Here is an 18,886-nt window from a genome sequence, read left to right as displayed (position 1 = left end):
GGCTTTAAACTGCGTACATTTGGATACTTGAACAAGCTTCGCCATCTTTGTCGGACTCCTATAGTTAAGATTTCGTATTTGTAACCATTGCAGACTAGACTTTTGTTTGTATATAAATGATAATAATTATCATTATTTTGTATTTAAGGGGATGTAATGATGAAAAAATTCTTGGCTGTGGTGGTATTGTCGGCGTTGGCTTTGGGGCTGAGTGCCTGTCAGACTAGTGCTTCAGTATCTGTTACTCAGGCTATGAATGAGGCAAAACTGCCGGCTTCGCCACAAAAAATTGTGGTAATGGATTTTGGCGCAATGGATACGCTGGATGCACTGGGTGCTGGTAGGCGAATAATCGCTGCACCAATTAGTAATTTGCCTACCTATTTGCACCAGTATCAGAATCGACAGTTACATGATTCTGGCAAAATGAAAGAACCGGACATTGCTGCTATTCGGGCAGCCAAACCAGACTTGATTATTATGAGTGGGCGGCAAAATGCTTTTGCAAAAGAGTTAGAATCCATTGCACCAACGTTGAATTACTCGGTAAAGACTGATAGCAATTATTTTGCTAATGTACAAAAACAAATTCTTCTGCTAGGTAAGTTGGCAGGTAAGGAAGCTTTGGCGCAGCAGCAATTACAAGCGTTAGCCCTAAAAATGAATGCAGCACGTGAGTTGGCTGAGCACAGCACGCAGAAAGCCATTATAGTGCTGCATAATGATGGCAAGGTAATGCTGATGAATCAGGGTAGTTATCCAGCATTAATTTTTGATGAGCTGAAGATTAAACGTGCACTGAAGGTAGATGAATTGCCGGTACAGCAAAGCAGTAAAGATGGCAAACCAATACGTTTAATGGTCGATAACAGCTTTATTACCCAATATCATCCAGATATTGTGTACGTTGTTGACCGCAGCAAAGCCATTGGAAATACACCTATGCGTAATGATTATTTTGACAGCAGCGTGTTGCAACGTGCCGGTACCAGAGTGGTCTATCTGAGTGCAGATTTATGGTATCTGTCAGGTAATGGGCTGGAAAGTTTGAATCAACAGATTGACGAAGTGGTTAAACCTTTGAATGATATTAACTAGAATTCAGTCTGTGGTACATAAAAATCAGCCTTTACACACGCGGCTGGTTTTTTTATGTATTCATGTCTGCTGGAAGATTTATGTTAAACATATATGCTAAGTAAATGTTTTGTTAAGTTTTTTAAATCAGCGGAAATAACGACAAGGTTACAGTTGTGGCAGTGTATTTTTCGATAATATAGCGACTGTATTGTTGTAGCGAACCAGGCAAAGCTGGTCGATAGCCAGTGGGGGTTTCAGATAGCAGCTGGAGACCACTTTGAAACATTCATGAGCCTGTTACGCTGTGTTAACAAATAGTTTATTTAACGGCACCTTCCTCGGAAAGGAATAATAATGAAGATAGGTATTCCACGCGAATCACTTGCCGGTGAAACCAGAGTGGCGGCCACGCCGAAAACCGTTACCCAACTGATTAAACTGGGGCATGAAGTTGTAGTTGAGCATGATGCCGGCAAAGCCGCCAGTCTGTCAGACGGATTGTATAGCGAAGCCGGTGCCATCATTACTGATACGGCTACGGTATGGCAGTGTCCGCTTATATTTAAAGTAAATGCGCCTAATGCTGACGAAATTACAGCCATGAATGAAGGCACGATTTTGGTTAGCTTTATTATGCCGGCTCAGCAGCCTGAGCTGCTAGAAAAGCTACAGGCGAAAAAAATTACCGTGCTGGCGATGGATATGGTGCCGCGTATTTCACGTGCACAGGCTATGGATGCTTTGTCTTCAATGGCTAATATTAGCGGCTACCGTGCTGTTATTGAAGCTGCAGAAAACTTCGGCCGCTTTTTTACTGGTCAGATTACAGCAGCCGGTAAAGTACCCCCTGCCGAAGTGCTGGTGATTGGTGCTGGAGTGGCTGGTCTAGCGGCGATTGGTACTGCTCGCCAGCTTGGAGCTGTAGTTAATGCATTTGATACCCGCCCCGAAGTGGCCGACCAAATTGAATCTATGGGCGGAAATTTCTTGCGCCTAGATTATCAGGAAGAAGAAAGCAGCAGTGGAGACGGCTACGCAAAAACCATGAGTGCTGCCTACATTGCAGCTGAAATGGAATTGTTTGCCGCTCAGGCAAAACAAGTTGATATTATTATTACTACAGCAGCCATTCCGGGCAAGCCAGCGCCTAAGCTGATTACCCGTGAAATGGTGGACAGTATGCGTGAAGGCTCGGTAATCGTGGATTTGGCAGCTGCTACAGGTGGCAACTGTGAATATACTGAGCCCGGTAAAATTGTTACCACTGCCAACGGCGTAAAAATAATCGGATATACCGATATGGCCAACCGATTGGCCGGCCAGTCTTCTCAGCTGTATGGCACTAATCTAGTGAATCTGGCGCGTTTGCTCACCCCTAATAAAGACGGTGAGCTGGCACTTAACTTTGAAGATGTCATTATTCGCAACATGACGGTTACCCACGCTGGCAACAGCATGTATCCGCCACCACCGATACAGGTATCTGCTGCGCCCAAAGCGGCGGCTAAAAACGCTGCACCGGTTTCTGCGGCTGCACCAAGTGTTGCCCCTGATAAGAGCAAGAAAAAAATTATCTGGGCGGCTATTGCCGTGATATTGATGTTATGGATTGGTGCAGTTGCACCGGTAGCGTTTCTTAACCACTTTATGGTGTTTGTCCTTTCCTGTGTAGTGGGCTACTTCGTGGTGTGGAATGTGAATCATGCCTTGCACACGCCATTAATGTCGGTAACCAATGCGATCTCCGGCATTATTGTGGTCGGGGCATTGCTGCAAATCGGTCAGGGGCACGGTTTTGTATCTCTGCTTGCCTTTATTGCTGTGGCAATAGTCAGCGTAAATATTTTCGGCGGCTTTGCTGTTACCCGTCGTATGCTTAATATGTTTCGTAAGTAAGGGAGAAACAGGATGTCTCAAGGTATTGTAACTGCTGCCTACATCGTTGCCGCCGTATTGTTTATTTTAAGTCTGGCTGGATTATCGCAGCAGGAAAGTGCTAAACGTGGCTGCTATATGGGTATTGCGGGCATGGCTATTGCCCTGCTGGCTACTGCATTCAGTCAGGATGCGCACGGACTGGCTTGGGTTATCATTGCCATGGTAATTGGCGCAGCAGTTGGCCTGCAACAGGCCAGAAAAGTAGAAATGACCCAAATGCCGGAGCTGATAGCCATGCTGCACAGCTTTGTGGGTTTGGCTGCTGTACTGGTTGGTTTTAACAGCTATATCGACCCGCACGATGTTGATACGGATATGTTCACCATCCATTTGGTAGAAGTGTTTCTTGGTGTATTCATCGGTGCTGTCACTTTCAGCGGTTCATTAGTGGCATGGGCTAAGCTTAATGGCAAAATGGCAAGTAAACCTTTGCAACTGCCACACCGCCATTTGCTCAATCTGGGGGCACTGGTGTTGTCGTTTCTGTTGTTGCTGTGGTTTGTCGGTGCCGGAGGTTCTGGGTTTGCATTGATTGTCATGACCCTGATTGCGCTTGCTTTTGGTTATCATCTCGTGGCTTCAATCGGCGGTGCCGATATGCCGGTAGTGATTTCCATGCTCAATTCTTACTCCGGTTGGGCTGCAGCTGCAGCTGGTTTTATGCTCAACAATGATTTACTGATTGTAACCGGTGCTCTGGTAGGTTCTTCCGGTGCCATCCTGTCGTATATTATGTGTCAGGCGATGAACCGTAAGTTTCTGGCAGTAATAGGCGGAGGTTTTGGCTCGGCTCCAGTGGCTGCTGGTACCGACAACACACCTGCTGGTGAAGTTCAGGAAGTCAGGCCGGAACAAGTAGCTGAAACTCTTAAAAACGCTCATAGTGTTATCATCACACCGGGCTATGGCATGGCGGTGGCTCATGCTCAAAATGCTGTGGCAAGTATTACAGCTAAACTGCGCCAGCAGGGGGTAAATGTTCGTTTTGGCATCCATCCCGTAGCTGGTCGTCTGCCAGGACACATGAATGTGCTGCTGGCTGAAGCCAAAGTACCGTATGATATCGTACTGGAAATGGATGAAATCAATGATGATTTCAGCGATACCGATGTGGTATTGGTTATTGGTGCCAATGATACTGTTAATCCGGCCGCGGTCACCGACCCTAACAGCCCGATTGCTGGTATGCCGGTGTTGCACGTATGGGAAGCGAAAAACGTAATTGTGTTTAAGCGTTCGATGCAGTCAGGCTATGCGGGCGTAGATAATCCACTGTTTTATGAAGAAAATGTTCGCATGTGCTTTGGTGACGCCAAGGCGACACTGGATGAAGTTGATAAAAACATTTGAGTAGCAGAAAAAAGTCCGGATGTTTCCGGACTTTTTTTACAAGGTAAAAACGGCCTAAACTAATTGGAGTAGCGGATTAATTGCTATCCAAAATTATTGTGCATATCTGTTTTTTTATTTAGGATTAAATAAAGCTAGTTCTCTTGAATGCAAACAGACGGAACGTCGTATGCTCATCAGCGCTTAGGCATCACTACGGGACAAAAATCTGCATCGGTGTGAATCAGTGGACCACCAACGGCATCCACTGCAATCGGTACTGAAGCAAAAATACCCGGAATCAGCGTTTTACCACTTTCATCCTTAACACCGCCCAGCGTTTCCGCAATGGCAGAAGGTTTACCCGGAAGATTCAGTATAAGACTGCTACCACGTAATACCCCTACCTGACGCGATAAAATAGCAGTGGGTGTGAAGTGCAGGCTAATCTGCCGCATCAGCTCTCCAAAACCCGGGATCACACGATCAGCTACAGCCAGAGTAGCTTCCGGCGTAACATCACGCAAATACGGGCCGGTACCGCCGGTAGTAAGTATTAGTGGGCAGACTTCCTTATCGGCTAGCTCAATTAATTTTGCTTCAATCAAAGGCTGCTCATCTGGTATCAGATGCTCTACTAGCTCCAATGGATTCAGTACAGCTCGTTGCAACCATTTTTTTAGCTCCGGCAAACCTTGATCCACATACACACCACGGGAAGCACGGTCACTAATCGAGACCAATCCAATTTTCAATAAAGGCAACGCATCCATAGTTAGATCCACAGCATCCAAAAGGCAAATATTGTAATATAGACCTTTTAGCATGTCAGTGAAGCAAGATGATTTCGGACGAATTAACTCATTTCAATAATCGTGGTGAAGCGCATATGGTCGATGTTGGTGGCAAACCTCATACCAAACGCATGGCCATTGCCAGCGGTAAAATCACGGTGAATGAAACTGCATATAATAAAATATTGGCTGGTGACAGCAAAAAAGGCGATGTATTGGGTATTGCCCGAATTGCCGCCATACAGGGTGCCAAGCAGACCAGTAGCCTGATTCCGCTATGCCATCCTATTGCACTAACTAAAGTTAACGTGGATTTTTCCCTCAATAACATCGAGCGAAGCATCACCATCTGTGTGCAAACCGAAAATACAGGGCAAACAGGCGTGGAAATGGAAGCTTTAACCGCTGCCAGCGTTGGTTTGTTAACTATTTACGACATGCTTAAGGCTGTCGACCGTAGTATGGTACTTAGTCAGATTTGCCTACAACACAAAGAAGGCGGGCAGTCCGGACTTTGGCAGCGCCAATCTTAAAGCGTGTATCTATTTATTCTCTAAATTTTTAGGCTCGATATGCCAGAGCCAGTGCTGTATTCTCAAAAATACGACTTAATCTGTTTCATTTTGTCACAGAGAAAACCCTGCGTTAACCATTTGCCTAGCACAAAACAACTTTGTATAGAGCTCCTGATATAAAGAAATAGGTGCAGAATTCACTAGTAAGAAAAGTTAACAATTTTCATTTGCTAAAGCTTTAGTTGTTTTTAACTTTAAATTAATTACCTTTATCATTCACACTAAGGTGGACTAAGCCCGTATTTTGAGTGCAGTTACGAGTTTAATCACCTGATAGCCGATTCAATTTAGAATTCAATCGCAAAAATATGTCTATCATGATTCTTTTGGATATTTAAATAAAACTTAATATTTTATATTTTTACATAAAATAATGAAGCTTAAATTTATAATATTAAAATTAATGAGGAAGATGGAAATATGCTATATAAATTCATTTAACATGAAAAATTGATAATATTATTAATGATAAAAATAGTTTTATTTACAAATTAAAAATAAAAAATAATTTCAAGTTTTTAATTAAAGAATTGAAGTTATATTTTAATTACCGTAAACTTTGTCAGAAATGATTGGCAGAAAAATATTCTAAAGAGCAGTTTTAGATATATAAATTTCAATTAAAATGGAAAAAAACAATGTTTATTACCAAAAGAGTATTAAAAGCAGCTATATTATTAAATTAGAAAATTAGTTTTAAATTTAACATAGATTCACATGCAGAGACATGCCAAAAGACACTTGAATTTAGGAATATTGCCCTGTAATAGTGAAAACACCACTTAGGCAATAAATACGTTACCAGTTTAACCTGTGGTTAGGCGCAAATTTACTTATGTCAGAGCATTTCCTTACACATGACAACATGGTATCATCAGCCCATACCCGATAAAGACACTAATATTGTGCAGTACTCGTACTATTTATAGTATTAAATGCTATATCTGTAAGCTTAAATAGCAACTTTAGCTTATTTTTAATGTTAGCTTGAAATATATTTAATGTGTTGAGGTGCAACTCCTAATATACTGGCATGCTAAATTATATAGCAAAAGTTATTTTTAGCAAGGTTTAATTTAAATTAGTGTAGATAATTGTTGTATTTGATTAAGCTTTGAATTGTAAACGATTGTTTAACAATATATTTTAAATTTAACTTTGCACGATTTTTATTTGAAGGTAATTCCAATATGGAAAATTTTAACGTCGGCTTTGCCTCAAGAATGCAAGAAGTAGTGGATATTCTTGGGAGCGTTTCAGAGTTATCCAGACGGGTAGAGGTAGCCTATCCCACTGCCTCTAAATGGGTGAAAGAAGGTGCTGAGCCTAGTACAACCAATCTGATAAAAATAGCACGCGTTGCACAAGTAAAGCTGGAGTGGCTGGCAACCGGCAAGGGCAGCAAAATCGAACTGGATGGTTATAGTGAACAAGCTGATTTTTGCGCCAAACTGTCCAATCCGCTGGCTATGAATGCCACCATCAGCGAAGCTGGATGTGAGTATGTTTTACCGGTTAATGAAGTACATGCTCGTGATTTTGCTTTTATACCTGTCTGCTCCATTCAAACTGCAGATGATGCTGAAAGCAAAGAGAGCAGAATAGCATGTACTATTGCTTTTAACCGTAGCTGGTTGGAAAACACCCTGAATATCGATCCTCAAAAGCTTAGCACGATGATTGTTAAAGATGACAGCATGGCTGGTGTGCTTAATGATGGCGATCATGTATTAATTAATCACAGTAAAAAAGCCGGTGGCGATGGTTTGTATGTCTTGCGCATAGGCAAAAATATTTTGGTGAAACGTACCCAGCTCAAACCAAACAACCAATTATTGGTTACCTCAGCAAACAGTGCTTATGAGCCTTTCAATATTGATTTAACAGATAGTGAACAGGATTTTGAAATTATTGGTAAAGTAGAATGGTTTGGCCGCAAAATTTAAACCATGCCGTAACTTCAATCTGATATCTGCCTGCAATCAGGTACCGACAGTAAATATGGTGATACGATAGAAAACCGTTGCGAATGTGCTAGGTTTGTTTTGTATTTCTTTTCTACAAGAAATTATCTGGCTGTCGTTACTGCATACTGTACTGCCAGAGAAACAGATAGCTATAGATAAAAAAATTAGCGTAGTAGAGACGGTAAACAATATCGGTCATCTTTGTTTATGGACCTCTTCAGACAGGTAAAATGAAAAATAAATCATTATTCATCCTGTTCGTGTAAACAAATATTTCGAAGCATAGACAATTAGCCACACAGTCAGCATAAGTGCTATGAGCACATTCACATTGCTGATTGTGTGAAGCAAAATGTTATCCATAATCCCATCTTGGAACCTACTGAACCACTTACAACACGCTAAATGCATTTGTAAAATGAGACAAAAACAGCTTTTACTCCACATTTTTATTAGCGCTTCAGCTTACCAAAACAAACGCTGCTAACTTTCAGAGTAATTAAGCAAATTGAAGACAATCTATTTGCTGTATTTAACTTCGTCGCACCTCAGCGCAACTGACTATCTTTACTACCACGTCGGTTATACAAACTAAACGTTTTCTGCTTTTCCTTATCTCGTTCTGTCTGACATTCCACACAAAAACGCACACCTTTTAAAACCTGACGGCGAGCTAGCGGAATAGCTTCACCGCATTCTTCACAAAATTCTGCACTTTCTGCGGCCTGATCCATTTGCTGCCGAACATGATTGATAGCGTCTGCAATCGTATTTTCAATTTGCTGATTGACTGCATCATCTGAAGCCCAGCCACTTGCCATAATAAACTCCTATAAATTACAGGATATAAATATAGGGTTATGCATCTGTTTTTCAATATAATGCTGATTAATATAGATATTTTTTAAAGATAATGATAAATATCATTTTCAGGTTGCATAGTTGAAATTGGCAGTCATTCTCAATTATGTGAATGCTTGTTTCCATCAGATTTTTTAAGCAATAGTAAATATTAATTGCAAATGGTTTTGTTATAAGAAAACGTATTTAAATTAAATGTTCATTTAAACTAGATACATGATCTGCACCAAACCTAAAAATGCAACGTAATTGCGAAACCAGATGAGCAGTGTAAAAAATATACATTCTAATGCGTTAAATTTTCAGCATGATAATAATTTTTTCTGGTAAGTACGCTCTGGATTCGATGCTCATGGCGTTTGGGTCTGCCATGAAAAGCCAGGGAAATGGTAACCAGTAAAAATTGCTAATCAACATTGTTTGCTTGGCTTATAGATAGACGATAATTTTATTTAATATTTATTTAAGCGAGACGGAAGCGGAGAAGAAAATTTGGCAGAGATTGATTAATTGCTGTTAAAACTTAATTTATTCTAGCTAATTCATGATTTTATTTACATCGAACCGCATTGCAATATGCGTGATGATTTTATAGACTGGTTTTGATTTCCCTTGTTAAATCAATCAATTGTTAAAAAGGATAATAATTATGGATGCCCGCCAGTTTAAAGAATGCGTAGAAGCATGCAACCGTTGTATTGCTCTGTGTCAGTATTGTTCCACTGCTTGTCTGCAAGAAGATGATGTAAAAATGATGGCTAAATGTATTCATCTGGATATGCAGTGTGCGGCCATGTGTTCATTGGCAGTAAATTTCATGTGTATGAATAGCCCGTTCGTAGTGCAGGTATGCCAGTTATGTGCTGAGGTTTGCCGCGCCTGTGCGCAGGAATGTGGTCGTTTTAAAATGGATCACTGCCAGCGCTGCGCTGAAGCCTGCAAAAATTGTGCCGACAAATGTATGGCTATGGCTGCCTGAATATATAAAAATTCATTCTACCATTGTCGCCGACAATGGTTTTTGTTTGGTAAATAGCTTAAAAGAACACCAATTTTTTATATTTTTTGTTTAATTAATATTGACTTAGTTAATTTTTCCTATTATCATGCATCAAATTGATGTCAATAAATGAGAAATAGTATGGCTACTGATAATCTCTTTAAACTTGAAAATTTTAATCCGTTATCCAATTGTACTTTTATCAATGATGAACAACTGGTTCGCGAAGAATTAAAAGCTATCAATACAGTGTTAACACCTGATTTATTTAAAAATGTTTTACAAGAAGCATTAATAGATACGCAAAATCTTAGAGCTCCTACTGCACCAAAATCTGCTTTTAAAAATATTATTTCTTCTTCTGTCGTTACTTTTTTAAGAAATAAATTAGTTCCATATGGCTGGACATCGTATGAAGGTCGTGGTGATATATCATTTACCATCACTCCGAATAAAACTAATGCAATATATGTAACTTTAGGAAACGAAGATGTAGGTAAAAAAAAGGGCCATCCTACAAATTCTGCAAAAAAAGGTTCTGAATTAAGTAAAGCACATTCTGACCCCCAGTTTTATTTTGATCAACATACCAAGATTTATATTCTATTGCTTCATTTCGATTCGGATAAATTAAATATAGAGCTTTCTATACCCCGAAATTTTTCAAAAGGCCATGTAGAAGAATGGGAAAAACGAATTATTTTACCTACATTTAATTATAATACGTTTAGTAGTAACACCATTGCTCAGTTGCCAAAACCTGCTCAAATAGACAATGGTCTAATAAAGCGAAAATCTTTATAATTATAATATTTTAAATAGGTGCAATTATGATTAATCGCCGTCGGCTTAAATTCGCTTTAGACCGGCGCGGGTTCACTCGTACCGAGCTAGCAAAAGCTTTAGAGGTTACTCCAAGAACAATTAATAATTATATAAAAAAGCCAATTAGCCCGGATGTACTACAAAAGTTAGGTAGAATTCTCAAATTCTCTCCAGCTTTTTTTGAAGACATGGGTGAATTACCTTTATTAAATGATTTCCAAGTAAGCTTTCGTGCTCAATCTAGAATATCTAATAGATTGAAAAATCAAGCAAAATCGTTTGGCGTTATTGCCTTCATGCTCAATGATTGGGTTGAAAAGCGATTTGAGCTTAATAAAGCTGATTTACCAGATTTATCTCAATTTAATCCTGAAGATGCAGCTCAAATATTAAGATCAAAATGGGGATTAGGTATTCATCCTATAGCTAATATGGTCGAATTGCTTGAATCAAAAGGGGTCAGAGTTTTTTCATTAGCTATTGATGCATTAGAAGTAGATGCTTTCTGTACTTGGAACGAACATACTCCTTTTGTTTTTTTAAATACGATGAAATCTGCTGAACGTAGTAGGTTTGATTGCGCACATGAACTAGGGCATTTAGTTCGAGATGTGTACAATATGAAACATAATTCAAATTTAACCGATGAAACAGTTTCTGATTTTCTTTCAGAGGAAGGGTTGAGTGACAAAAGACCTATTGAAAAAGAAGCAAATGATTTTGCTTCAGCATTTCTTATGCCCAAAGATGCATTATTACCTATCCGAAAACAATCAATTACTAATATAGAGCAACTAATTGAATTAAAAAAAGTCTTTGGAGTTTCAGTTGCGGCGATTGCTTATAGATTATATAAATTAGAAATAATTTCTGATTGGATATATACAAGAGTATTATGTCCAAAAATAGCTATATCTGGATTTAGAAAAACAGAGCCTCAGCCTATGCGTAGAGATGAATCCAATGTATGGCAACAATTATTTAATTATTTGGAAGAAGATAAGATTTCTATCGATGATATAGCAAATGAGTTGAATATAGATTTTAAGGATATTGCAGATCTTACATTTGGCTTGGTCTCCAATAAGCCACATTCTATGTATCATCTAAAACTAATTAAGTAAGTAGTGTATAAATATACAACTGATTTACATTTAAATTCAAGATAAAAAGGTTAGTAACAAAAGCTTACTAACCTTTATGATTTAAAGATTATTTTAAATTAAGCACATCTTGCATATCAAAAAGTCCTTGCTCATGCTGGCGCAGCCAGACGGCAGCGCGTACGGCTCCGTTGGCAAAAGTAGCACGGCTGGAAGCTTTGTGGCTAATTTCTACGCGTTCACCATCTGTAGCAAATAAGGCAGTGTGGTCGCCAACAATGTCGCCGGCACGGATGGTGGAAAAACCAATGGTCTGCGGGTCACGTGGGCCGGTATGGCCTTCGCGGCCATAGATAGCACAAGTTTTTAGGTCTCGACCCAGTGCATCGGCTATGACCTCGCCCATACGCAATGCTGTGCCAGACGGTGCATCTACTTTATGACGATGATGCGCTTCAATGATTTCAATATCATAGCCTTCGTTTAAAACTCGAGCGGCTGTATTTAATAAAGCAAAGGTAAGGTTGACGCCAACGCTGAAATTGGGTGCAAAGACAATGCCAATTGTTTGCGCTGCGTCACTGATGCGCTGTTTGCCGGCTTCGTCGAATCCGGTTGTGCCGATAACATCTTTTACGCCAAGCCGTTCGCAGATGGCGAGATTACTAAGCGTGGATTCGGGTTTGCTGAAATCTATCAGTACATCGGTATTGTCCAGCACTTTTTCAGGGTCGTGACAAATGCTGACACCCAGTTCCAGCCCAATGGCAAATCCGGCATCCAGCCCGATGGCTGGTGAGCCATTGTGTTCAAGTGCTCCACTCAATACGCAATCGTGACGCTGGCTGATACTCTGAATAAGGGCTCGACCCATACGGCCGTTGGCGCCGGCTACGGCAATTCTCAGGCGGGATGTAGACATACATTTACTCCGATGGGGTGAAGAGTGTTGTGGGCACTGGCTGTGGTTGTGCGGTCAGCGCGTCTCCTTCAGCATGAATCAAGTTGCCATTGGCATCAAAATAAAGGGTGAGTTTCTTTTCTTCTTCCACGTGGCTGGCACGGGTAACTACAAACACGTAATCCCAGCGATTGGCATGAAAGGGGTCACGCAGCAACGGTGTGCCCAGCAGCATCTGTACCTGTTCGCGGCTCATGCCGGGTTGTAATGAATTCACTACGTTTTGGTCAAGCTCATTTCCTTGTACAATTTTCAGTTTGTAGGAAGGAATTTGTGCCAGTTTGGCTGTGGTGCAGGCACTTAGGCCCAGTATGGCCACGGCCAGCAGGCAGTAGATTTTTTTCATGCTGATACCTCGGAGCTGGGTCGAAACAGTTAGCAATGGCGGTGGCAACATTGTATGACACCGAGTGGGCAATTGCCTTAAAAGTGCGTATTATAGCGAGTATTATCAGCTAGTGGTGAAATAAGCATCATGAATAACAATGTAGCTCAACTGAAAGATAACGGTTTAAAGGTGACAGGCCCCAGACTGAAGATTCTGGAGCTATTTGAATCGCAGCCCGAACAACACCTAAGTGCGGAAGATGTCTATCGTCGTCTGCTGGATGAGGGTGTGGAAATTGGTGTGGCTACTATCTATCGTGTTCTGACACAGTTTGAACAGGCCAATATCCTGCTGCGCCATCATTTTGAAACCGGCAAGGCAGTTTATGAACTAAATCGTGGCGGCCACCATGATCATCTGGTGTGTATTAAATGTGGCAAAGTTACTGAATTTTGTAGTGAAGAAATTGAAAAGCTACAAAAGAAAATTGCCGACGATAATGGCTATCGTATTGTTGACCATGCCCTATATATGTATGGGGTATGCAGTGAGTGTCAGCAATTTGACACTAAATATCTGTAAATAATTCTGGCAGGACTGTCTAGTATGAGTCAGACTGCTTATCGGCCGATTATTCCGCAACTGAGTAGCACCAATCTGGATTTTCCCGATTTAGAAACCGCTCAGCGCGAGCGTGATGGTCTGGTAGCGATTGGCGGCGATTTACAGCCGGCAAGAATACTGGCTGCATACCGGCAAGGTATTTTTCCGTGGTATGGCTCGGATGAGCCTATCATGTGGTGGTCCTTCGCGCAGCGAATGGTACTGTTTCCGGATGAGCTGAAAATTAGCCGCTCACTGGCTAAAAATCTGCGCAATAAGTCTTATGCTGTAACCATGAATTATGCTTTCCGGCAGGTGCTGAGCAACTGTGCACAGACACCGCGTCCCGGACAGAACGGTACATGGCTGGTACCCGAAATGCAATATGCTTATCGTGCGTTGTATCAGATGCAACATGCATGTTCATTTGAATGCTGGTATCAGCATGCCGACGAGCAGCCTTATCTAGCCGGTGGATTGTACGGTGTTTTGATTGGGCGTGTTTTTTATGGCGAATCCATGTTTGCCCATGCAGCTGATGCTTCCAAAATTGCCTTTGTGCATGCAGTGCGCTATCTTCAGCAGCAAGGTGTACCCATGATTGATTGTCAGGTGTATACCAGCTATCTGGCCAGCTTTGGCGGACGCGAAATTCCGTTTGCCGATTTTTCGGCTTGTCTGCTTCAATATAATCCCCAATCTTTGCCACAGCCGCCTGAACCGCGTTTGCTGGCCGGCAATGGTGTTGTTCCGTTGCCCATTACCTGAACTGAATCATTGATGATAGGAATTGTTTTATGTCTTTACAACAAGTGATAGAAACAGCGTTTGATAATCGTGCTGAAATCACGCCGGCATCGGTATCAGCCGAAGTGAAAGAAGCAGTAAATGAAACCTTGCAGCAATTGGATAGTGGCCGCCTGCGTGTGGCTGAGAAGCAGGGGAATCAGTGGCAGGTAAATGAATGGGCTAAAAAGGCTGTGTTGCTGTCTTTCCGTATCAGTGACAATGTGGTTACCGATGATGGGGTGGGTCGCTATTTTGATAAAGTGCCAACCAAATTTGCTCTGTGGGGTAAGGCTGACTTTCAGCAGGCAGGTTTTCGTGCGGTACCGGGTGCGGTAGTGCGTGCCGGCAGCCATATCGGTAAAAATGTGGTACTGATGCCTTCATTTGTGAACATCGGTGCGTTTGTTGATGAAGGTACGATGGTAGACACTTGGGCTACGGTAGGCTCTTGTGCTCAGATTGGTAAGCATGTTCATTTAAGTGGTGGTGTTGGTATCGGTGGGGTGCTTGAACCATTGCAAGCGGCACCTACTATTATTGAAGATAATTGCTTTATCGGTGCGCGTAGTGAGATTGTTGAAGGCGTGATTGTCGAAGAAGGCAGTGTAATTTCCATGGGTGTATTCATTGGACAATCTACTAAAATCTACGACCGTGAAAGCGGTGAAATTACCTATGGCCGTGTACCTGCTGGTTCGGTGGTGGTGTCCGGCAGTCTGCCGGCAAAAGATGGCAGCCATAGTCTGTATTGTGCTGTGATTGTGAAAAAAGTAGATGCAAAAACTCGTGCTAAAACCAGTGTGAATGAACTTTTACGCGGAATTTAATTTTTTCTTTTGCAATAACAAATCCTCTTACGCACCGTAAGAGGATTTGTTTTGGATGGTGGCAGCGAGCATACCATCAAAATTCAGTCGTAGAGAATCTGTGTATTTATTGCTGACGAAGAGACTGACTGATTTTACTAGCGATAAGGGTAGCAGTAGTTAATAAGGCACCGACCAGAATTTTGTTTCGCCAGCGTCTGGGTTTATTGGCCAATTTCAATGCCAGACTGCCAGCTGGAATTTTGTCTACTATATTCAGTGAGCGCTGCCACAAGTTTGATTTGCTAGTGGAGTGGCCGTTTTTCAATTGTTCTGCCATTAATTTCAACCGTGCACTCTGTGCCTGAAGATTCAGCAGTTCACGCTGCTGGGCAAGATTCAGTTTGTCGGATTTACTCATTTATTGTTCTCCGTCAATTCTGCTATGGCTGCCACCTCTCAGGTAACTGATGTCTTCTGTAATAGCTGACAGGGTCTGCGTCATAAACTGACTTTGTTTGCGTATAAGTTTTACTATAACGATAGTCAGCAATAAGATTAACAATAAAAACAATATGGCCAGACCAAAAAACACCCAAACCTTAGTTTCCGGCTCCAATACTGCATTCAGACCAAATAACAGGCTGATAAAGCCGAGAAAAAACATTGCCCCAACCAATACTGCCAGTATCAGCAGTACAATGATGCTTTGTAGTTGGGCAATGGCATCCAGACGCAGCATGCGCAGACGAATCCACAGCAGTTCACTGCCATAAGCAAGCCAGATTTTTAGCTGACTCAAATCGCGGCCAATATTGCCAATACTCATGCAATGGTATCCGTTAAAAAGTGAATAATATTCAGGCAAGCGGTGAAATTACCGGATTGCCTGAATGGAGACTATGCTGGTAATGATTAGCCGCGACAGCGTCCGAGCAAAATGCCGGCAATAAAGCCTGCAGCAGCAGCGATACCCATTGCATAATACGGCTGTTCACGTACCAGCTCATCTGTGCGTTCAGCTGTGGCACGGGCTTTGTCGGCAATGGTGCTTTCCAGCTCACTTAGTTTGGATTTTGTATTACCCAGTTTTTTGCGCAACTGGTCTTTCAGTGCTTTGGCCTGATCTGAACCGTTGTCGCCAGCTTTTTCATATAAATCTTCTACTTCATCCAGTACTGAACGTACTTCTCTCATTAAATCTTTTTTCTGTGCATCAAAATCAGCCATGGTCATTCTCCTTCCAGTGGGCATGAAAAAATATCAGGTAGTTTAAAATTTGCAGCCAATTTTTAAAGACCGATTACTGCATACAGAGTGCCTGCTTGGGGGCAATATCGGTTAAAATAAATTTGGCTGCTAACATCTGTTTCACAATGTCTACCTTAGCACAAGGATATGCATTTGCACAGATATTAATATATTAGCAATAAACTGCTGCATGGGAATGAAAGATGACTGAGCTGGGACTGAAAAAAATATATTCGGGTAAAGTACGCGATTTATATGAGATTGACGCGCAGCGTATGCTGATGGTGGCGACAGATCGCTTATCTGCTTTTGATGTAATTTTACCTGAACCTATAACAGGAAAGGGTGAAATTCTTACTCAGATTTCAAATTTTTGGTTTAATAAACTGAAGCATATCATGCCCAATCACTTCACCGGTGAGACGGTTTATGATGTATTGCCACACCAAGAAGCAGAAAAATTGGCCAAAAGGGCAGTGGTGGTAAAAAAACTAACACCATTGAAAATTGAAGCGATTGTCAGAGGCTATCTCTCTGGTAGCGGTTGGCGTGATTACCAGCGAACGGGTGCCGTATGTGGTATTAAACTACCTGCTGGTCTGCTTGAGGCTGAAGCGTTGCCGCAAGTGATTTTTACTCCGTCCAGCAAGGCGGCTGTTGGAGACCATGATGAGAACATCACTCTGGCAGAATGTATTTCACTACTGGGCGAAGAGCTCACTAAGCAGGTCAGCACTAAAGCGATTGAGCTGTATACTGAAGCTGCAGCTTATGCCAGAAGCAAAGGCATTATCATTGCAGATACTAAATTTGAGTTTGGTGTAGATGAAAATGGTACTTTAACTTTGATGGATGAAGTGCTCACACCAGATTCAAGCCGTTTCTGGTCGGTGGAAAATTATCAGGTAGGCACCAATCCGCCTTCTTTTGATAAACAGTTTATTCGTGATTGGCTGGTCGCATCTGGGTGGAACAAGCAGCCTCCTGCTCCGCACATACCGCCAGAGATTATCGCTAAAACATTGGCTAAATATCAGGAAGCACTGCATTTACTTGCCGGACAATAAACAAATTAAAGGGCAGCTAAAAGCTGCCCTTTTGCAATAATATCCAGTTTGGATGTAAAGGTTAGTTTTTGTCACATTGGCTGAAACCTATTTTTCATTGCAGCTTATATGACTACAAAGTTGGTAGAAAGCAGAAAGTGCTTCTCTTTGTTAACTAAATTCTCTTTTTAAGTGTAAAAAACCGTTCTGAGTTTCTTAATAGGAAATAATATTTTAACAGGATTGATATTAACAGTGTGCCAGTAATACTTTAGTATCGGTTTTCTCTTTTCAGAGTCCAGACAGATTGTCCTTCATTCTGTACTTAACTACCAATCATGCTAAGGGGAACTAATGAATATTTCTGCCACAGAAGAATTATTGTTACAACGGCATACTGTACGCAGTTTCAAAAATCAAACACTGACTGATGAACAATATACCCGTCTGATGGAGGCAGCACGCTTTGCGCCTACATCGGAATTTTTACAGCAATGCTCCATTATCCGGGTTACCGATAGCCATTTGCGTGAACAGATTCGTACTATTTGCCATCTGGATTATGTGGGTGCAAACGGGGACTTACTGGTTTTCGTAGTGGATATGTATCGTAATCATCGCATTCGAGCTCAGCTTGGCCTAGCTGACGATGGCTTAAGTAGTACTGATCTATTTATTCAGGGCATGGAAGATACGCTGATTGCGGCTCAGAACGTGGTTATTGCTGCTGAAAGTATGGGGCTGGGCAGCGTCTATTTGGGTAGCATTCAAAACGATATCCGTCCCATTATTCAGATGTTGAAGCTGCCGAAGCTGACTTTTCCTCTAGTTGGGCTGCAAGTTGGTGTGCCTGAGAAACGGACACAGGTCAAACCGCGGATGCCACTGCCACTGCGTTCTTTTGAAAATCAATATCAGGATGAATTCAATCTTCAGAATTTTGCAGAATATGATGCCATTGTCGAAACCTATTATGGCCAACGCGATAGTAACCAGCGCATTGATTCATTTACTAAGCAGATAGCCGATAAAATATCACGTAAACGCTTTAAACGTGATGATATTCTGGCTGTGATACATGAACAGGGTTTTTGCCAGTACTAAAACCGATAACAACATTAAAAAACCTGTTGCAATTTAGATGTAGCAGGTTTTTTCTATAGTTTTAATTTGGATTGAGAATAGCTGAAAGCGTTTGAAGAAGTTTATTATCTCTGATATTTAGCAAATGCAGGTGAAATCAACAGAAAATTCATTAGCATTTCTGTTTAAAATAATAAAGTGATAAAACCCTGATAAGCTAATGCACGCGTTTCTTGCTTGAGTCACTACAGTAGCAACGGAAAAAACTTTAACCTTGAACCCAGGGTGATACGCTGAATATGCTAGCATAGGATTGATAAATTAGGGTTTTAACAAATCTTATTCAATGCTCAAGCAACGACATGAAATAAATACCATATTATAAAACACAAAATCCGCCATCCCTATATAATACCTGCTAGAACGGACTCACCATAACACTGCGCATTCCAGTCTGGTTAATGAGGCTGTGATTATGGATTTATTCAGCTTTGCTGTCAGCTTGATGCTAGTTCAGCGTCCACAGAATGAAGCGGGTAGCATAATG

The 18,886-nt window shown here is 41.4% G+C and carries 21 protein-coding genes; 13 read left to right on the top strand and 8 right to left on the bottom strand.

From position 1 onward, the window contains the following. Positions 1-156 precede the first annotated feature (156 nt). A complete protein-coding gene (locus tag BHC43_RS09425; RefSeq protein WP_100157234.1) occupies positions 157-1,098 on the top strand; it encodes an ABC transporter substrate-binding protein in 942 nt (313 codons plus the stop codon). 121 nt (positions 1,099-1,219) lie between these two features. Here the strand turns inward: BHC43_RS09425 and BHC43_RS10790 are convergent, their stop codons facing one another. Then, positions 1,220-1,366: a hypothetical protein gene (locus BHC43_RS10790; protein ID WP_180297474.1), complete on the bottom strand. Its 147-nt coding sequence runs from the start codon at positions 1,364-1,366 to the stop codon at positions 1,220-1,222. 68 nt (positions 1,367-1,434) lie between these two features. Here BHC43_RS10790 and BHC43_RS09420 point away from each other — a divergent pair, with 68 nt between their 5' ends. Both BHC43_RS09420 and pntB read left to right on the top strand, forming a co-directional pair. Continuing rightward, complete coding sequence (locus BHC43_RS09420) at positions 1,435-2,976, top strand: Re/Si-specific NAD(P)(+) transhydrogenase subunit alpha (protein WP_100140335.1); 1,542 nt, start codon at positions 1,435-1,437, stop codon at positions 2,974-2,976. Positions 2,977-2,988: 12 nt separating this feature from the next. After that, positions 2,989-4,368, top strand: coding sequence for a Re/Si-specific NAD(P)(+) transhydrogenase subunit beta (pntB, locus tag BHC43_RS09415; RefSeq protein ID WP_100140334.1), 1,380 nt, complete (start codon positions 2,989-2,991; stop codon positions 4,366-4,368). 176 nt (positions 4,369-4,544) lie between these two features. Here the strand turns inward: pntB and mog are convergent, their stop codons facing one another. Beyond that, on the bottom strand, positions 4,545-5,120 hold the full coding sequence (mog, locus tag BHC43_RS09410; RefSeq protein ID WP_100151701.1) for a molybdopterin adenylyltransferase: 576 nt from the start codon (positions 5,118-5,120) through the stop codon (positions 4,545-4,547). Between the two features lie 68 nt (positions 5,121-5,188). Between mog and moaC the strand changes: the two genes are divergently transcribed. Both moaC and BHC43_RS09400 read left to right on the top strand, forming a co-directional pair. After that, a complete protein-coding gene (gene moaC / locus BHC43_RS09405) occupies positions 5,189-5,674 on the top strand; it encodes a cyclic pyranopterin monophosphate synthase MoaC (RefSeq protein ID WP_100151700.1) in 486 nt (161 codons plus the stop codon). A 1,232-nt stretch (positions 5,675-6,906) separates the two neighbouring features. Further along, the gene (locus tag BHC43_RS09400) at positions 6,907-7,662 is read left to right on the top strand and encodes an XRE family transcriptional regulator (protein WP_100157233.1); all 756 of its coding nucleotides are present in this window, start codon (positions 6,907-6,909) and stop codon (positions 7,660-7,662) included. A 569-nt stretch (positions 7,663-8,231) separates the two neighbouring features. Here the strand turns inward: BHC43_RS09400 and BHC43_RS09395 are convergent. Further along, positions 8,232-8,504 carry a DksA/TraR family C4-type zinc finger protein gene (locus tag BHC43_RS09395; RefSeq protein ID WP_100140330.1) on the bottom strand — a complete coding sequence of 91 codons (273 nt, stop codon included), beginning with the start codon at positions 8,502-8,504 and terminating at the stop codon, positions 8,232-8,234. Positions 8,505-9,193: 689 nt separating this feature from the next. Here BHC43_RS09395 and BHC43_RS09390 point away from each other — a divergent pair. The 3 genes from BHC43_RS09390 (at position 9,194) to BHC43_RS09380 (ending at position 11,493) form a co-directional block, all read left to right on the top strand. After that, complete coding sequence (locus tag BHC43_RS09390) at positions 9,194-9,523, top strand: four-helix bundle copper-binding protein (RefSeq protein ID WP_100140329.1); 330 nt, start codon at positions 9,194-9,196, stop codon at positions 9,521-9,523. Positions 9,524-9,685: 162 nt separating this feature from the next. Next, on the top strand, positions 9,686-10,348 hold the full coding sequence (locus BHC43_RS09385; protein ID WP_100157232.1) for a hypothetical protein: 663 nt from the start codon (positions 9,686-9,688) through the stop codon (positions 10,346-10,348). A 26-nt stretch (positions 10,349-10,374) separates the two neighbouring features. Beyond that, positions 10,375-11,493, top strand: coding sequence for an XRE family transcriptional regulator (locus BHC43_RS09380; protein ID WP_100157231.1), 1,119 nt, complete (start codon positions 10,375-10,377; stop codon positions 11,491-11,493). An 88-nt stretch (positions 11,494-11,581) separates the two neighbouring features. Here the strand turns inward: BHC43_RS09380 and dapB are convergent, their stop codons facing one another. After that, positions 11,582-12,394, bottom strand: a complete 813-nt coding sequence (gene dapB / locus BHC43_RS09375) for a 4-hydroxy-tetrahydrodipicolinate reductase (RefSeq protein ID WP_100157230.1) — start codon at positions 12,392-12,394, stop codon at positions 11,582-11,584. Positions 12,395-12,398: 4 nt separating this feature from the next. Next, on the bottom strand, positions 12,399-12,779 hold the full coding sequence (locus BHC43_RS09370; protein ID WP_100140530.1) for an outer membrane protein assembly factor BamE: 381 nt from the start codon (positions 12,777-12,779) through the stop codon (positions 12,399-12,401). A gap of 129 nt (positions 12,780-12,908) precedes the next feature. Between BHC43_RS09370 and fur the strand changes: the two genes are divergently transcribed. Genes fur through dapD form a run of 3 tightly spaced genes read left to right on the top strand, consistent with a single transcriptional unit; the run spans position 12,909 to position 14,980 of the window. Beyond that, entirely contained in the window at positions 12,909-13,343 is a 435-nt protein-coding gene (gene fur / locus BHC43_RS09365; protein WP_100140327.1) for a ferric iron uptake transcriptional regulator, read from the top strand. A gap of 24 nt (positions 13,344-13,367) precedes the next feature. Then, a complete protein-coding gene (gene aat / locus BHC43_RS09360; RefSeq protein WP_100157229.1) occupies positions 13,368-14,132 on the top strand; it encodes a leucyl/phenylalanyl-tRNA--protein transferase in 765 nt (254 codons plus the stop codon). A gap of 29 nt (positions 14,133-14,161) precedes the next feature. Continuing rightward, entirely contained in the window at positions 14,162-14,980 is an 819-nt protein-coding gene (gene dapD, locus BHC43_RS09355; protein WP_100157228.1) for a 2,3,4,5-tetrahydropyridine-2,6-dicarboxylate N-succinyltransferase, read from the top strand. 106 nt (positions 14,981-15,086) lie between these two features. Here the strand turns inward: dapD and BHC43_RS09350 are convergent, their stop codons facing one another. From BHC43_RS09350 to BHC43_RS09340, 3 genes are all read right to left on the bottom strand, one after another. Continuing rightward, positions 15,087-15,380 carry a hypothetical protein gene (locus tag BHC43_RS09350; protein ID WP_100140324.1) on the bottom strand — a complete coding sequence of 98 codons (294 nt, stop codon included), beginning with the start codon at positions 15,378-15,380 and terminating at the stop codon, positions 15,087-15,089. Next, complete coding sequence (locus BHC43_RS09345) at positions 15,381-15,788, bottom strand: phage holin family protein (RefSeq protein WP_100157227.1); 408 nt, start codon at positions 15,786-15,788, stop codon at positions 15,381-15,383. 86 nt (positions 15,789-15,874) lie between these two features. Further along, complete coding sequence (locus BHC43_RS09340) at positions 15,875-16,189, bottom strand: DUF883 family protein (protein ID WP_100140529.1); 315 nt, start codon at positions 16,187-16,189, stop codon at positions 15,875-15,877. Positions 16,190-16,413: 224 nt separating this feature from the next. Here BHC43_RS09340 and BHC43_RS09335 point away from each other — a divergent pair, with 224 nt between their 5' ends. Then, the gene (locus BHC43_RS09335; protein WP_100140322.1) at positions 16,414-17,277 is read left to right on the top strand and encodes a phosphoribosylaminoimidazolesuccinocarboxamide synthase; all 864 of its coding nucleotides are present in this window, start codon (positions 16,414-16,416) and stop codon (positions 17,275-17,277) included. Positions 17,278-17,610: 333 nt separating this feature from the next. Continuing rightward, positions 17,611-18,360 (top strand): NADPH-dependent oxidoreductase, encoded by a 750-nt coding sequence (locus tag BHC43_RS09330; RefSeq protein WP_100157226.1) that lies wholly within the window; start codon positions 17,611-17,613, stop codon positions 18,358-18,360. The last annotated feature ends 526 nt before the right edge of the window (positions 18,361-18,886 follow it).

The organism is Snodgrassella alvi (genome assembly GCF_002777855.1).
GTDB classification, from domain to species: domain Bacteria; phylum Pseudomonadota; class Gammaproteobacteria; order Burkholderiales; family Neisseriaceae; genus Snodgrassella; species Snodgrassella alvi_E.
The sequence above is the reverse complement of the archived record's forward strand: the minus strand, read 5'-3'. Positions and strand labels throughout refer to the sequence as shown.

Coding starts and splice junctions, on each gene's coding strand:
- BHC43_RS09425 (WP_100157234.1), top strand. CDS start 157: ATGATGAAAAAATTCTTGGCTGTGGTGGTATTGTCGGCGTTGGCTTTG.
- BHC43_RS10790 (WP_180297474.1), bottom strand. CDS start 1,366: ATGTTTCAAAGTGGTCTCCAGCTGCTATCTGAAACCCCCACTGGCTAT.
- BHC43_RS09420 (WP_100140335.1), top strand. CDS start 1,435: ATGAAGATAGGTATTCCACGCGAATCACTTGCCGGTGAAACCAGAGTG.
- pntB (WP_100140334.1), top strand. CDS start 2,989: ATGTCTCAAGGTATTGTAACTGCTGCCTACATCGTTGCCGCCGTATTG.
- mog (WP_100151701.1), bottom strand. CDS start 5,120: ATGGATGCGTTGCCTTTATTGAAAATTGGATTGGTCTCGATTAGTGAC.
- moaC (WP_100151700.1), top strand. CDS start 5,189: ATGATTTCGGACGAATTAACTCATTTCAATAATCGTGGTGAAGCGCAT.
- BHC43_RS09400 (WP_100157233.1), top strand. CDS start 6,907: ATGGAAAATTTTAACGTCGGCTTTGCCTCAAGAATGCAAGAAGTAGTG.
- BHC43_RS09395 (WP_100140330.1), bottom strand. CDS start 8,504: ATGGCAAGTGGCTGGGCTTCAGATGATGCAGTCAATCAGCAAATTGAA.
- BHC43_RS09390 (WP_100140329.1), top strand. CDS start 9,194: ATGGATGCCCGCCAGTTTAAAGAATGCGTAGAAGCATGCAACCGTTGT.
- BHC43_RS09385 (WP_100157232.1), top strand. CDS start 9,686: ATGGCTACTGATAATCTCTTTAAACTTGAAAATTTTAATCCGTTATCC.
- BHC43_RS09380 (WP_100157231.1), top strand. CDS start 10,375: ATGATTAATCGCCGTCGGCTTAAATTCGCTTTAGACCGGCGCGGGTTC.
- dapB (WP_100157230.1), bottom strand. CDS start 12,394: ATGTCTACATCCCGCCTGAGAATTGCCGTAGCCGGCGCCAACGGCCGT.
- BHC43_RS09370 (WP_100140530.1), bottom strand. CDS start 12,779: ATGAAAAAAATCTACTGCCTGCTGGCCGTGGCCATACTGGGCCTAAGT.
- fur (WP_100140327.1), top strand. CDS start 12,909: ATGAATAACAATGTAGCTCAACTGAAAGATAACGGTTTAAAGGTGACA.
- aat (WP_100157229.1), top strand. CDS start 13,368: ATGAGTCAGACTGCTTATCGGCCGATTATTCCGCAACTGAGTAGCACC.
- dapD (WP_100157228.1), top strand. CDS start 14,162: ATGTCTTTACAACAAGTGATAGAAACAGCGTTTGATAATCGTGCTGAA.
- BHC43_RS09350 (WP_100140324.1), bottom strand. CDS start 15,380: ATGAGTAAATCCGACAAACTGAATCTTGCCCAGCAGCGTGAACTGCTG.
- BHC43_RS09345 (WP_100157227.1), bottom strand. CDS start 15,788: ATGAGTATTGGCAATATTGGCCGCGATTTGAGTCAGCTAAAAATCTGG.
- BHC43_RS09340 (WP_100140529.1), bottom strand. CDS start 16,189: ATGGCTGATTTTGATGCACAGAAAAAAGATTTAATGAGAGAAGTACGT.
- BHC43_RS09335 (WP_100140322.1), top strand. CDS start 16,414: ATGACTGAGCTGGGACTGAAAAAAATATATTCGGGTAAAGTACGCGAT.
- BHC43_RS09330 (WP_100157226.1), top strand. CDS start 17,611: ATGAATATTTCTGCCACAGAAGAATTATTGTTACAACGGCATACTGTA.